The sequence below is a fragment of the Agromyces mariniharenae genome, from assembly GCF_008122505.1.
Taxonomy (GTDB): domain Bacteria; phylum Actinomycetota; class Actinomycetes; order Actinomycetales; family Microbacteriaceae; genus Agromyces; species Agromyces mariniharenae.
In genome coordinates, this window is the sequence record NZ_VSSB01000001.1 from 1,065,975 (window position 1) to 1,078,708 (window position 12,734).

Below are 12,734 nucleotides of genomic sequence, written 5' to 3' on the forward strand. Positions count from 1 at the left end.
GGGTGCTCCGCGCCCTCCGCAACCCGCGGGGAACCCGTCGACTAGCCTGAATCCCATGGAGTCTCGGGCGGGGTCCGGCGGCATGGCCCGGCGTACCTTCCTCGCCGCGTCGCTCTCGGGGATCGCCGCCGTCGCACTCTCGAGCTGCACCTGGGGACAGCCGAACCCGACCGGCACGCCCACCGCGAGCCCGACCCCGTCGCCCACCCCGACGCCGACGCCCGCGGTGCCCGACGGCGTCCCGCTGCCGACGGCGATGCGGCGCTCGAGCTGGAGCTCCGACCCGTTCGCGCGCGGCGCGTTCTCGTTCGACGGCGTCGGCACGACCCCCGAGCTCCGGTCGTCGCTCGCCGAACCCGTCGAGGACCGGCTCTGGATCGCCGGCGAGGCCTGCTCCCCCGATGCGCCGGGCACCATCACCGGCGCGCGCGACTCGGGGCTCGCCGCAGCCGAGCAGCTCGCCCGCACCGCCGAGCCCGGCGAGCGCATCGCCGTGATCGGCGCGGGCATGGCCGGGCTCACGGCGGCCGTGCACCTCGTCGAGGAGGGCTTCGAGGTCGTCGTCGTCGAGGCGCGCGACCGCGCGGGCGGGCGCGTGTGGTCGGTGAACGCCGACGGCTTCGACCGGCCGGTCGAGCTCGGCCCAGTGCTGGTGCCCGACGAGGAGCCGCTCGCGGAGGCGCTCGGCGCGGCATCCGTCGACACCCTGGCGTTCGACGGGGTGGTCGAGGCCCGCACCGCCGACGGCACCGTCGTGGCGATCCCACCGACGGGCGACGAGGCGGTCGCCACCGCGCGCGCCTGGGCCGAGGCCGCGCCCCGCGACGTCTCGCTCGCGGACGCGCTCGTGCAGTCGGGCGTCGTCCCGCTCTCGCAGGACCCCGGCCCCGACGGCGTGAGCCCGGCGTCGTGGCTCGCGCACACCATCTCGAGCGGGGTGCAGCCCGCGACGGGCGCGCCGTCGAACCGCGTCTCGGCACGGACGGCGCCGAGCACCGCGTTCCCGCCCGGCTCGCGCCTCGTGACCGGACGCCTCTCCGACCTGCTCGACGGACTCGCCGACCAGGTCGACATCGCCGTCTCGAGCGTCGTGACGCGCATCGCCTACAACGACACCCGGGTGAGCCTCCGGCTCGACTCGGGCGAGTCGCTCACCGTCGACCGGGCGATCGTGACGGTGCCGCTCGGGGTACTGAAGTCCGACACCCTCCGCTTCTCGCCAGCGCTCCCGTACGCGCACCAGCGCGCGATCGCCGTGCTCGAGACGGGCGCGATCGACATGGTGTGGCTGCGGTTCGACGAGGCGTTCTGGCGCGTCGGCGCCGGAGCCGAGGGCGGCGACGGTGGCGACGGCGGGGCGGATGCCTCGGGCGACGCGGCATCCGTCGAGCCCGCGGCATCCGTGCCCGACGTGCTCACGCTCGTGGGGACGCCCTCGCCCGTCGCCGCCTGGCTCGACGTCGGACGGGAGACGGGCGAGCCCATCCTCGTGGGCGTCATCGCAGCGGGGCAGGCACCTCGACTGGAAGCGCTCGACGATCGGGAGTTCCTCGAGGTGATCCTCGCCGGGCTCGCGCCCTACGCCACAGCGCCCGGTTGACGGCGACGAGCACGGCCGTGACCGCGACGAAGATCGCGAGCACGAGCGCGCAGTACAGCGCGACGCCCAGCGCACCGCCGACCTGCGCCTCGTCGAGGAAGAAGTACGGGTACCAGCCCACGTCGGCGCCGCGCCAGAGCGTGTACGGCAGCCAGAGCGACGGGAAGACCAGCACCCAGCCGACCGTCGACCACGGCACGGGCGGGTTCACGGCCATGATGCTGTCGGTGGTCCACGCGATCACGGCGAGCGCCGGGACGACCCAGTGCAGCAGCGTGTCCGACCATGGCACGTCGACGCGGTAGTCGCGCGTCGACGCCTGGCTCACGATGAGGGCGAACACGATGCCCGAGACGAGCAGGTAGGCGGTCACCATGGTGCGCAGGATGCCGAGCCACGGCGGGTCGTTGGGCGCGAGCAGGGCGTAGCCGGCGGCGATGCCGAGCGTCGCGACGGCGAGCATCGCCGACTGGATCGTGAAGTAGCTGAAGAAGTTCGCGGTGGCGAAGAAGCGGAATCCGAGCACGTACTCGTAGTTGCCGATGAGCGCGACGACCTCGATCACGGCGATGAGCACGCGGAAGATCCCGAGTGCGCGCCGCTCGCGCATGCCCGGCATGCGGGCGTCGGGAGCCGTCTCCGCGCGGGCCCGCGCACCCGGAGCGGTGACTCCGGGGGTGCGGGCGGCCATGCGTCAACGCTACGCCCAGCGACTCCGACGTCAGTCGAACGGGCGCAGGATGCGGTCGAGGAACCGGCGCGTGCGCTCCTCGCGCGGCGCGGTGAACAGCCGCGACGGTGGACCCTGCTCGACGACGACCCCGCCGTCGAGGAACAGCACCTCGTCGGCCACCTGGCGCGCGAACCCGAGCTCGTGGGTCACGATGACCATCGTCCAGCCCTCCTCGGCGAGCTCCTTGATGACGGCGAGCACCTCGCCGACCAGCTCGGGGTCGAGCGCGCTCGTCGGCTCGTCGAAGAGCAGGAGCATGGGCTTCAGCGCGAGGGCGCGCACGATCCCGACGCGCTGCTGCTGCCCGCCCGAGAGCTCGAACGGGTAGGCGTCCCGTTTCTCGGCGAGCCCCACGCGGGCGAGGAGCGCCTCGGCTTCGGCGATCGCCTTCGCCTTCGGCACGCGCTGCACCTGCGTCGGCCCCTCGATGACGTTCTGCAGCACCGTCATGTGCGGGAAGAGGTTGTGGTGCTGGAACACCATCGCCGATCGGTCGCGCAGCGCGAACCGGTCGGCCTTCGGCACGGGCGCGCCGAACGTGATCGACGGACCCCCGTCGACCGCGATGGTGCCCGCGTCGGGCGTCTCGAGTCCGTTGAGCGAGCGCAGCACGGTCGTCTTCCCCGAGCCGCTCGGTCCGATGAGGGCGATGACCTCGCCGCGGCGCACCTCGAGGTCGACGCCGCGCAGCACCTCGTTCTGACCGAACGACTTGCGGATGCCCCGCGCGGTGAGCGCCATCGTGTGGTCGGCGGGCGTCTCGGGCGCGAGGGCGTCGCCGCCCGCGGAACCGCCCGCGGAACCGCCCGTGGGCACCCGCTCCTCGCCGTTGCCGTCGCGACCCGCAGGATCAGTGTGCGACATGGCGGTCGAGCCTCCTCTCGAGGGCATTCTGCCCCGACGACAGCGCGAGGCAGAACAGCCAGTAGATGAGCGCGGCCTCGAGGTAGAGCAGCATGAACTGCTGGCTGAACGCCGCGATCTGCTGCGCCACCCGGAACAGCTCGGTCACGAGGATGAGCGAGGCGAGCGACGTGTCCTTCACGAGCGAGATGAACGTGTTCGACAGCGGCGGCACCGAGACACGCGCCGCCTGCGGCAGGATGATGCGCCGCAGGGTCTTCGCGTGCGACATCCCGATCGTGTAGCCCGCCTCCCACTGGCCCTTCGGCACCGAGAGGATGGCGGCCCGGATGACCTCGGCCGCGTACCCGCCGACGTTCAGCGAGAACGCCGCGATCGCGCTCGGCCACGGGTCGATCACCACGCCGATGGCCGGCAGCCCGTAGAAGATCACGAACAGCTGCACGAGCAGCGGCGTGCCGCGGATGACCGACACGTAGAACCGGGCGATGCCCGAGACCACGCGGTTCCTGGACAGCCGCATGAGCGCGACGCCGAGCGCGAGCACGAGCCCGATCGCGAAGGAGATGAGTGCGAGCGGGATCGTCCCTGTGATGCCGCCCCAGACGATGGGCCAGAACGACTCCAGGAAGAGCTGCAGGTCCTCGTTCACGGGGAGCCTCCCTCCGGCGGCATCCGCCGCGCCGCCACCCTACCCGGTGACGGGCTCACCTACTCGGAGACGTCGGCGCCGAAGTACTTCTCGCCGAGCTCGGCGAGCACGCCCTCCTCGCGCAGCTCCGCGAGCGCGCCGTTCACGGCGTCGACGAGGGCCTGCTTGTCCTTCGTGAACGTGAGCGCGCTGAGCGACGGGTCGTCGGTCTCCGCGGCGACCTCGATCGCGGCGTCGGGCGTCGTGTTCACGTAGTCGAGGAAGGTGAGCTTGTCGTTGATCGTCGCGTCGACCCGGCCCTGCTGGAGGAGCGAGACGGCCTGCGCCCAGCCCTCGACGGCCTCGACGTTCGCGCCCGACTCCTGGGCGAGCTGGTACCAGTTGCTCGTGAGCGACTGCGCGGTGGTCTTGCCGGCGAGGTCGTCGAAGCTCGAGATCGACGAGTCGCCCTCGTTCACGACGATGACGCCGGGCGAGACGGTGTACGGCTCGCTGAAGAGGTACTGCTCCTCGCGCTCGGGGTTGATCGAGACCTGGTTCGCGATCACGTCGAAGCGGCCCGCGTCGAGGCCCGCGAAGATCGCGTCCCACTGCGTCTCCTGGAACTCGACCTCGAGGCCGAGCTTCTCGGCGACGGCCTCGGCCAGCTCGACGTCGTAGCCGACAAGGTCGCCGGAGCCGTCCTCGTGGAAGCTGAACGGGCGGTACGTGCCCTCCGTCGCGACGGTGAGCGTGCCCGCCGTGAGCAGGCCGTACTCGTCGCCGCCCTCCGCGCTGTCGCTCGCCGCGGGCGCGCCGCTCGAGCAGGCGGCGAGGGCGACGAGTGCGGCGGATGCTGCGGCGAGGCCGAGCAGGGTGCGGGCGCGACGGGCGGGGGTCATGTGGTGCTCCTTCGTGGGGAATGTCGAGGCCCGGCGGGCGTTCGTTCGTCGCCGGGCGGAACCAGTCCAGCACGCGGCGACCGCGAGGTGAAACCGCATGACTCCGCGTTGCATTCCGGATGCCGCGAGATCGGGACGGATGTCCCGCCGTCGGCGCATGCGCGAGACGGAATACACGCCGCGGGGCATCCATCGCAACCCCTCGCCGCGGGGGCGCGTCCTCGCTACGCTGGCGACGTCGCGGGAGTCCCCTCCCGCGTCGCGGTGTCCCTCACGCCAACCCGAAGGAATCCCATGATCGCTCTGTCCTGGCTCCTCATCATCGCCATCATCGGCGGTGCGCTCGCGCTCGTCGACGGCATCCTGCGCCTGCGGGCGCGCGGCGGCTCGACGATCGTCGGCATCATCGAGATCGTCGTCGCGGGCCTGTTCCTGCTCGCGCTCCTCATCCCCGCCATCCCGTTCGGCGCGATCGTGCTGGGTGTGGTGACGCTCATCGTGCTGGCCGTTGCGCTGTTCGCCGGCGGACGCACGGGACGCACGATCACGATCATCGCGCTCGTGGCGATCGCGCTGTACCTCATCCTCGCGAATCGCTGGCTGGTGATCCCCGGGATCAACTGACCCACGGGCACGCGTCGAGGCGGCCGTCCCCGGCGGGGGCGGTCGCCTCGCATCATGCGCGCCGGTCAGCCGCGGTCGTAGGCCGCGCTCCAGGCGAGCGCGTCGACGGCGTCGCCGCCGAGCTCGGGGTGCCGCAGCCGGAACTCCGAGGAGGACGCGGCGTAGTCGGCCTCGAGGGTGCGGGCCGCCTTGGCGAGTGCCGGTCCGGCGACTCCGCCGAACCGTGCGATGACCCGGGCGTCGTCTCGGGCGGGACGGGGCGTGCTGCCCCAGCCGGTCCACTCCACGACGGCACGGGTGAGACGAGGCTCCATTGCCTTCATCGGTGCTCCTTGCTTCGTTGCATCAACGATGTTATGCCTACTCAGGCGAAGTGTCGCCACGGTGTCCACGTGGTGTCGGCACGCCGTCCTCACGCCGCGGGATCCCGAGCGGGTTCCCGTCGCGCAGCTCCGGCGGCAGCACCTCAGCGGGCGCGTCCTGGTACGCCACGGGCGTGAGGAACCGGCGGACCGCGGTCGCGCCGACCGAGGTGTGCACCGACGCCGTCGTTGCGGGCCAGCCCCCGCCGTGGTGCTGCGCCCAGGCGATCGCGACGCCCGTCGGCCAGCCGTTGAACACGAGTCGCCCGGCGACGCGCTCGAGCTTCCCGGCGAGGGCGGTCACGTCTTCACCCGGTGCGAGGTGGATCGTCGCGGTGAGGCTGCCCTCGAGCGTCGCGAGCGCGCCGTCGAGCTCGTCGTCGTCGCGATAGCGCACGAGCACGGTGAGCGGCCCGAAGCACTCCTGCAGCCACGCGTCCGCAGCGGCGACGAGCGCGGACGCGTCGGTCGCGACGACGGTGGCCGGGGCGTCCGCACCCTCGGCCGCGCCGCGCCAGACGAGCTCCGCGCCGTCGAGGCCGGCCAGCCGGGCGGCGCCGTCGGCGAAGGCGGTCGCCATGCCGTCGGTGAGCAGCCGCTGGGAGCCGACCGTGCCGAGCGCGTCGCAGAGCGCCTCCTCGAAGCCGGTGCCGTCGGGCACGAACACGAGTCCGGGCTTCGTGCAGTACTGGCCGCCGTCACGGGTGAACGAGCCGGCGAGCCCGGTCGCGACAGCCTCCACGTCGGCGTCGGCCGCCGCCCGCGTGACCACGACGGGGTTGAGCGACCCCAGCTCCCCGTAGAACGGGATCGGCGCGGGCCGCGCCGCGGCGAGGTCGAACAGTGCGCGTCCGCCCCGCAGCGAGCCCGTGAAGCCGACCGCGGCGACGAGCGGATGCCCCACGAGCTCCACGCCCGCGTCGAGTCCCTCGATCACGGAGAGCGCATGGGCGGGTGCGCCCACCTCGGCGAGCGCGACGCGGGCGACCTCGGCCACACGTCGTGAGAGCAGCGGATGCCCCGGATGCGCCTTCACGACGACGGGGCATCCGGCGGCGAGGGCCGACGCGGTGTCGTTGCCGAGCACCGAGAACGCGAACGGGAAGTTCGACGCGGCGAACACCGCGACGGAACCGATGGGCCGCAGCATCCGTCGCAGGTCGGGGCGCGGCGGGATGAGCCGCGCGTCGGGCGGGTCGATGGTCGCCTCGAGGTAGGAGCCCTCCTCGATGACGCCGGCGAAGAAGCGCAGCTGGGTGGCCGTGCGCACGACCTCGCCGCCGAGCCGCGCCTCGGAGAGGTGGGTCTCGCCGTGCGCGAGGCCGACGAGCTCGTCGCGGTGATACTCGATCGCGTCGGCGAGCGCCCGAAGCCACGTCCCGCGTTCGGCGCGTGTCGAGCGGTCGACGCCGGAGGCCGCGGCGGCGCGCACGACGGCGTCGACCTCGCGCGAGGCATCCGTGGCCTGGGCGGTCGCGTCGGCGGCGACGGTGTGACGGCCGCTCATCAGAACGCGTTCAGCCCCGTGAGGGCGCGGCCGAGGATGAGCTGGTGGATCTCGTCGGTGCCCTCGTAGGTGCGCACCGACTCGAGGTTGGCCGCGTGCCGCATGACCGGGTAGGCGTCGGTGATGCCGTCGCCGCCCAGGATCGTGCGGGCCTGGTGCGCGATCTCGAGCGCCTCGCGCACGCTGTTGAGCTTGCCGACCGAGATCTGCGCGGGCGTGAGGCGGCCCTGCTCCTTGAGCCGCCCGAGGTGGAGGGCGAGCAGGATGCCCTTCTCGAGCTCGAGCAGCATGTCGGCGAGCTTCGCCTGCGTGAGCTGGTTCGCGCCGATCGGCTTGCCGAACACCTCGCGCTCGCGCGAGCGCCCGAGCGCGGCCTCGAAGCACGACCGCGCGGCTCCCATGGCGCCCCAGACGATGCCGTACCGGGCCTCGTTGAGGCAGCCGAAGGGCCCCGAGAGTCCGGATGCCCCGGGCAGGATCGCATCGGCCGGCACGCGCACCCCGTCGAGCTCGACGTCGCACTGCACCGACGCGCGCATCGAGAGCTTGCCCTCGATCGGCGTCGCGGTGAACCCGGCCGTCGTGGTCGGCACGAGGAAGCCGCGCACGGCGGCGCCGCCCTCGCCGAAGGCAGGTTCCTCGACCCGCACCCACACCACGGCGACGTCCGCGATCGACGCGAGCCCGATCCAGCGCTTGGCGCCGTCGAGCACCCACTCGTCGCCGTCGCGGCGCGCGACCGTGGTCATCGCGGCGGGGTCGGAGCCGCCCTGCGGCTCGGTGAGGGCGAAGCATCCGATGAGCTCGCCCTTCGCCATGCCCGGCAGCCACCGCTGCTTCTGCTCCTCGGAGCCGTAGCGGCGGATCGCGCTCATCGCGAGCGAACCCTGCACCGAGACGAACGTGCGCCAGCCCGAGTCGGCCGCCTCGAGCTCGAGGCAGACGAGGCCGTAGCTCACCGCGCCGGCGCCCGCGCAGCCGTAGCCCTCGAGGTGCATGCCGAGGAAGCCCTGCTCGCCGAGCTCGCGCACGAGCTCGCGGCGGAAGTGCCGCTGCTCGAAGTCCTCCTCGATGATCGGGAGGATCCGCTCCTGCGCGAACGCGCGAGCGCGCTGCTGCCAGTCGCGCTCCTCGTCGGTGAGCAGTCCGTCGAGGTCGAACACCTCGTCGAGGCGTGGGGCCGTGGTCATGCGGTGGGTCCTTTCTCACGGGGAGTCTCACGGTCGCGCGGCTCGCGCGGGTCGCGCGCGAGCCAGTCCGCGCCGGCGTGCTCGTCGAGCCGCGGCGGGGGCGTGCGGTAGTCGGGGGCGGCCTGCGAGAGGCCGATGGGGTTCGCGACGGTGCGGCTCGCGCCCAACTCGACGACGGGCTCGAGCCCGAGCGACTCGGCGAACGCGATGGCCTCGGCGACGTCGTTCACAAGCCCGGCGGGCACGCCGGCGTCGGTCAGCGCGCGCACCCAGTGGTCGGCGGATGCCGCGGCGAGCGCGCCCTCGAGCTCGGCGTGCAGCAGGTCGCGGTGCGCGACGCGGGCCTCGTTCGTGGCGTAGCGGGGGTCGTCGGCGAGCGCCGGCACGCCGAGGAGCACGGCGAGCGCGCGGAACTGCCGGTCGTTGCCGACGGCGATCACGAGGTCGCGGTCGGCGGCGGGGAACACGGCGTACGGCGCTATGCTCGGATGCCGGTTGCCGAGCCGTCGCGGCGCCCGCCCGGTCGCGAGCGTCGAGGCCGCCTGGTTCGTGAGCGCCGAGAGCAGGCTCTGCAGTAGGTTCACCTCGACGCGCTGGCCGAGGCCGGTGCGGTCGCGGTCGCGCAGCGCGAGCAGGATGCCGGCGACTGCGTTCTGCCCGCAGAGCACGTCGACGAGCGCGACGCCCGCCTTCGACGGCTCGCCCTCGGGCTCGCCGGTGATCGACATGAGGCCGCCGACGGCCTGCACGAGCAGGTCGTATCCCGCGAGGGTCGCTCCGTCGCCGGTGCCGAAGCCCGTGATCGAGCAGTACACGACCCCGGGGTTCGCGGCGCGCACCTCGTCATACGACAGGCCGAACCGGTCCATCACGCCGGGGCGGAAGTTCTCGACCACGACGTCGGCGGATGCCGCGAGCCGTCGCGCCTCGGCGAGCCCCTCCTCGGTGGCGAGGTCGAGCGCCACCGACCGCTTGTTGCGGTTCACGCTGCCGAAGTAGGTGGCCTCCCCCGCCGCGTCGACGGGCGGCTTCCAGTGCCGGGTGTCGTCGCCCGCCGGCGACTCGACCTTGATCACGTCGGCGCCGAAGTCGGCGAGCGTCATGGTGGCGTAGGGGCCCGCGAGCACGCGGGAGAAGTCCGCGACGCGCACGCCGGCGAGCGCGCCGCGCGGCGTCGCCCGGGTCGACTCGGTCATGGATCATCCGCCTTCGCATGATGCGGCCCGGCCGGGCGCGCGGGATTCATCCTATATCGAATCTTTTTTGCGCGCGGCGGCCTTCGCGAGCGCACCCCTCGGCTAACGTGGTCCCATGGAGACGAGGGTCGGTCCCGGGGCGCGCGAAGCCGTGTTCGCCCAGCTCGCCGACGCCGGCCGTGCGGAGCAGGTCGCCCAGCGCCTCACCGACGGCATCGTGCTCGGGGTGCTCGACCCCGGCGAGCGCCTCCCCAGCGAGCCCGAGCTCGCCCGCCGCTTCGGCGTCGCCCTCATCACCGTGCGCGAGGGGCTCGGCATCCTGCGCGACGCCGGCCTCGTCGAGACCCGCCGTGGCCGCGAAGGCGGCAGCTTCGTGGTGCACGACGACGCCGAGCACCGCACGATCCTCACGGCCCGGCTCCGCGGGCTCGCCCAGGTCGAACTCAGCGACATGGCGGTGTACTTCGGCGCGATCCTCGCGGGCGCGGCCGAGCGGGCGGCCGAGCGCGCGTCCGACGACGACGCAGCCAACCTCGCGGGCTGGCTGCGCAACGCCGACTTCTCGACCCCGGCCGCGGCGCGCACCAACCAGGGCGGGTTCCTGCTCGAGCTCGCGGTGCTCAGCCAGTCGGCGCGGCTCGTGCGCGAGCAGATCCGGCTCCAGGCCGAGTTCGGGCCGCTGCTCCTGCTCGGCCTCGCCGACGAGGGCGCCCGCGACGAGGTCGCCGACCTCGACCAGCGCATCGTTCGGGCGGTGGCCCGGCACCGGGCGGCGCGGGCGCGCGAGGCGGCCGGCGAGCTCGTCGGGATGCTCGCGCGTCGGCTGCTCGCCGCGAAGGCCCGGGTCGAGCGAGGGGGTGCGCTCGATGAGCCGCACGCCGACTGAGGTCGCCGACGCCGTCAGCGAGGTGTTCCGCGGCGTGTTCGACCAGCTCGCCGCGTGGCGCACGCCGATCGAGCAGCTGCTCGCCGCGAGCGTGAGTGCGGCGAGCGTCGTGGGCGCTGCGAGCGGCACGGCCGGGAGCGCTTCGAGCGGCGAGGTCCGCCCGGTGACGCTCGACGCGACGGTGGCCGACCTCGTGCTCCCGCGGCTCGAGGAGGCCGACCCGATGCTCGTCGGCGCGGGGTTCATCGCCGACGGCGAGGTGGTGCGCGGCAAGGGCGTGCACTTCGCGTGGTGGCTGGGGCCCCTCGACGACAACCCCGTGCTCGGGTCCACCGACGGACCCACCCGGCTCGACCTCTCGACGCGCGGCTACACCGAGTACCTCCGCGACTTCCGCGCCCTCGAGTGGTACCGCATCCCGGCCACCACGCGGCACGCGCACGTCACCGGCCCCTACGTCGACCACCTCTGCACGTGCGACTACATCCTCACGCTCACGATGCCCGTGCACGACGTCGACGGCGAGCGCATGGTCGGCGTCGTCGGCGCCGACGTCGCGGTGCGCACGCTCGAGCGCGCGCTGCTCGCCACGTTCCTCGACGTCGACGAGCCGCTCGCGCTCGTGAACGAGCACGGCCGGGTGGTGCTCTCCACCGAGCCGGCGCTGCAGGTCGGCCAGCTGGCGGGCCCGGGCGCCGAGACGGTGCCGTGCGCCGGCACGCCGTTCGCCGTGCGCGTGCGGCCCGCGGCATCCGGTTCGTGATCAATCATTCAGTGGTATATCTTTGACGGACGAGCGACTGCACCGCGGCAGACGGAGGCTCTGGCGTGCGTGCACCTGAGAAGGAGAGAACTCCCATGAGCTATGCCGTGACCAACCCCGCCACCGGCGAGACGGTCAAGACGTACCCGACCATCACCGACGCCGAGCTCGAGGCCGCCATCGCCGCCGCCGATGAGGCGCACCGCACCTGGTCGAAGTCGACCACGGTCGAGGAGCGCGCCGCGCTCATCCGCCGCGTGGGCGAGCTGCACGTCGAGCGCCGCCAGGAGCTGGCCGAGATCATCGTGCGCGAGATGGGCAAGCCCATCGAGCAGGCCCTCGCCGAGGCCGACTTCGCCGGCGACATCTACGGCTACTACGCCGACAACGCGGCCGAGTTCCTGAAGGACGAGCCGGTGTCGCTCCTCGCGGGCGACGGCTCGGCGGTGATCCGTCGCTCCTCGCTGGGCGTGCTCCTCGGCGTCATGCCGTGGAACTTCCCGTACTACCAGGTGGCCCGCTTCGCCGGCCCCAACCTCATCATCGGCAACACGATCCTGCTCAAGCACGCCGAGCAGTGCCCCGAATCGGCCGCGGCCATCGCGCAGATCTTCGCCGACGCGGGCTTCCCCGAAGGCGCGTACGTCAACATCTACGCGTCGCACGACCAGATCGAGACCGTCATCGCCGACCCGCGCGTGCAGGGCGTCTCGCTCACGGGCTCCGAGCGGGCCGGCGCCGCGGTCGCCGAGGTGGCCGGCCGTCACCTGAAGAAGGTCGTGCTCGAGCTCGGCGGCTCCGACCCGTTCATCCTGCTCTCGACCGACGACCTCGACTCGGCCGTGCAGAACGCGGTCGACGCGCGCCTCGACAACAGCGGCCAGTCGTGCAACGCGGCGAAGCGCTTCATCGTGATCGACGAGCTGTACGAGCCGTTCCTCGAGAAGTTCACCGCGAAGATCGCCGAGGTCGAGGCGACCGACCCGACCTCGTCGGACTCGGCGCTCGGCCCGCTGTCGTCGCTGAAGGCGGCAGAGGGCCTCGACGAGCAGGTCAAGCGCGCGGTCGAGCACGGCGCGACGCTCGTGCACGGCGGCACGCGCGACGGCGCGTTCTTCCAGACGACGGTGCTGACGGATGTCTCGTCCGACAACCCCGCGTCGAAGGAGGAGTTCTTCGGCCCGGTCGCGCAGGTGTACCGCGCGACCGACGAGGGCGACGCGGTCCGCATCGCGAACGACATCCCGTTCGGCCTCGGCTCCTACGTCTACACGACCGACGCCGCGCAGGCCGACCGCGTCGCGAACGCGATCGAGGCGGGCATGGTGTTCGTCAACCTCGTGCTGGCGGACGGCGCGGAGCTGCCCTTCGGCGGCGTGAAGCGCTCGGGCTCGGGCCGCGAGCTCGGCCGCTTCGGCGCCGACGAGTTCGTCAACAAGAAGATGATCCGCATCGGCTGACGCCTCTCGACATCAG

Annotated in this window: 13 protein-coding genes; 5 read left to right on the forward strand and 8 right to left on the reverse strand. The window is 72.9% G+C overall.

The window, feature by feature from the left end:
* Positions 1 to 55: 55 nt before the first annotated feature.
* A complete protein-coding gene (locus FYC51_RS04900) occupies positions 56 to 1,600 on the forward strand; it encodes a flavin monoamine oxidase family protein (RefSeq protein WP_148732518.1) in 1,545 nt (514 codons plus the stop codon).
* Here the strand turns inward: FYC51_RS04900 and FYC51_RS04905 are convergent.
* The 4 genes from FYC51_RS04905 to FYC51_RS04920 form a co-directional block, all read right to left on the reverse strand.
* On the reverse strand, positions 1,497 to 2,291 hold the full coding sequence (locus FYC51_RS04905; protein WP_148732519.1) for a Pr6Pr family membrane protein: 795 nt from the start codon (positions 2,289 to 2,291) through the stop codon (positions 1,497 to 1,499). The two genes, FYC51_RS04900 and FYC51_RS04905, sit on opposite strands and share 104 nt — an antisense overlap.
* A gap of 30 nt (positions 2,292 to 2,321) precedes the next feature.
* Positions 2,322 to 3,074, reverse strand: coding sequence for an amino acid ABC transporter ATP-binding protein (locus FYC51_RS04910; RefSeq protein ID WP_148734133.1), 753 nt, complete (start codon positions 3,072 to 3,074; stop codon positions 2,322 to 2,324).
* A gap of 109 nt (positions 3,075 to 3,183) precedes the next feature.
* Positions 3,184 to 3,849 (reverse strand): amino acid ABC transporter permease, encoded by a 666-nt coding sequence (locus FYC51_RS04915; protein WP_148732520.1) that lies wholly within the window; start codon positions 3,847 to 3,849, stop codon positions 3,184 to 3,186.
* Positions 3,850 to 3,908: 59 nt separating this feature from the next.
* On the reverse strand, positions 3,909 to 4,730 hold the full coding sequence (locus tag FYC51_RS04920; RefSeq protein WP_148732521.1) for an amino acid ABC transporter substrate-binding protein: 822 nt from the start codon (positions 4,728 to 4,730) through the stop codon (positions 3,909 to 3,911).
* 294 nt (positions 4,731 to 5,024) lie between these two features.
* On the opposite strand from FYC51_RS04920, the gene FYC51_RS04925 reads away from it, so the two are divergent.
* Positions 5,025 to 5,354: a hypothetical protein gene (locus tag FYC51_RS04925; protein WP_148732522.1), complete on the forward strand. Its 330-nt coding sequence runs from the start codon at positions 5,025 to 5,027 to the stop codon at positions 5,352 to 5,354.
* Between the two features lie 65 nt (positions 5,355 to 5,419).
* Here FYC51_RS04925 and FYC51_RS04930 read toward each other — a convergent pair whose 3' ends face one another.
* The 4 genes from FYC51_RS04930 to FYC51_RS04945 are packed head-to-tail and all read right to left on the reverse strand — an operon-like array spanning position 5,420 to position 9,609.
* Positions 5,420 to 5,677: a hypothetical protein gene (locus tag FYC51_RS04930; RefSeq protein ID WP_148732523.1), complete on the reverse strand. Its 258-nt coding sequence runs from the start codon at positions 5,675 to 5,677 to the stop codon at positions 5,420 to 5,422.
* 37 nt (positions 5,678 to 5,714) lie between these two features.
* The gene (locus FYC51_RS04935) at positions 5,715 to 7,223 is read right to left on the reverse strand and encodes an aldehyde dehydrogenase (NADP(+)) (protein WP_148732524.1); all 1,509 of its coding nucleotides are present in this window, start codon (positions 7,221 to 7,223) and stop codon (positions 5,715 to 5,717) included.
* Entirely contained in the window at positions 7,223 to 8,413 is a 1,191-nt protein-coding gene (locus FYC51_RS04940; protein WP_148732525.1) for an acyl-CoA dehydrogenase family protein, read from the reverse strand. The genes FYC51_RS04935 and FYC51_RS04940 overlap by 1 nt, the downstream gene beginning before the upstream one ends.
* Positions 8,410 to 9,609 carry a CaiB/BaiF CoA transferase family protein gene (locus tag FYC51_RS04945; protein WP_148732526.1) on the reverse strand — a complete coding sequence of 400 codons (1,200 nt, stop codon included), beginning with the start codon at positions 9,607 to 9,609 and terminating at the stop codon, positions 8,410 to 8,412. Before FYC51_RS04945 ends, FYC51_RS04940 begins: the two co-directional genes overlap by 4 nt.
* 115 nt (positions 9,610 to 9,724) lie before the next feature.
* On the opposite strand from FYC51_RS04945, the gene FYC51_RS04950 reads away from it, so the two are divergent.
* The 3 genes from FYC51_RS04950 to FYC51_RS04960 all read left to right on the forward strand — a co-directional run bounded on the left by FYC51_RS04950 (position 9,725) and on the right by FYC51_RS04960 (position 12,718).
* Positions 9,725 to 10,495 carry a winged helix-turn-helix domain-containing protein gene (locus FYC51_RS04950; protein ID WP_148732527.1) on the forward strand — a complete coding sequence of 257 codons (771 nt, stop codon included), beginning with the start codon at positions 9,725 to 9,727 and terminating at the stop codon, positions 10,493 to 10,495.
* Positions 10,476 to 11,258 (forward strand): PDC sensor domain-containing protein, encoded by a 783-nt coding sequence (locus FYC51_RS04955; protein ID WP_148732528.1) that lies wholly within the window; start codon positions 10,476 to 10,478, stop codon positions 11,256 to 11,258. The genes FYC51_RS04950 and FYC51_RS04955 overlap by 20 nt, the downstream gene beginning before the upstream one ends.
* Before the next feature lie 95 nt (positions 11,259 to 11,353).
* Entirely contained in the window at positions 11,354 to 12,718 is a 1,365-nt protein-coding gene (locus FYC51_RS04960) for an NAD-dependent succinate-semialdehyde dehydrogenase (RefSeq protein ID WP_148732529.1), read from the forward strand.
* Positions 12,719 to 12,734 lie beyond the last annotated feature (16 nt).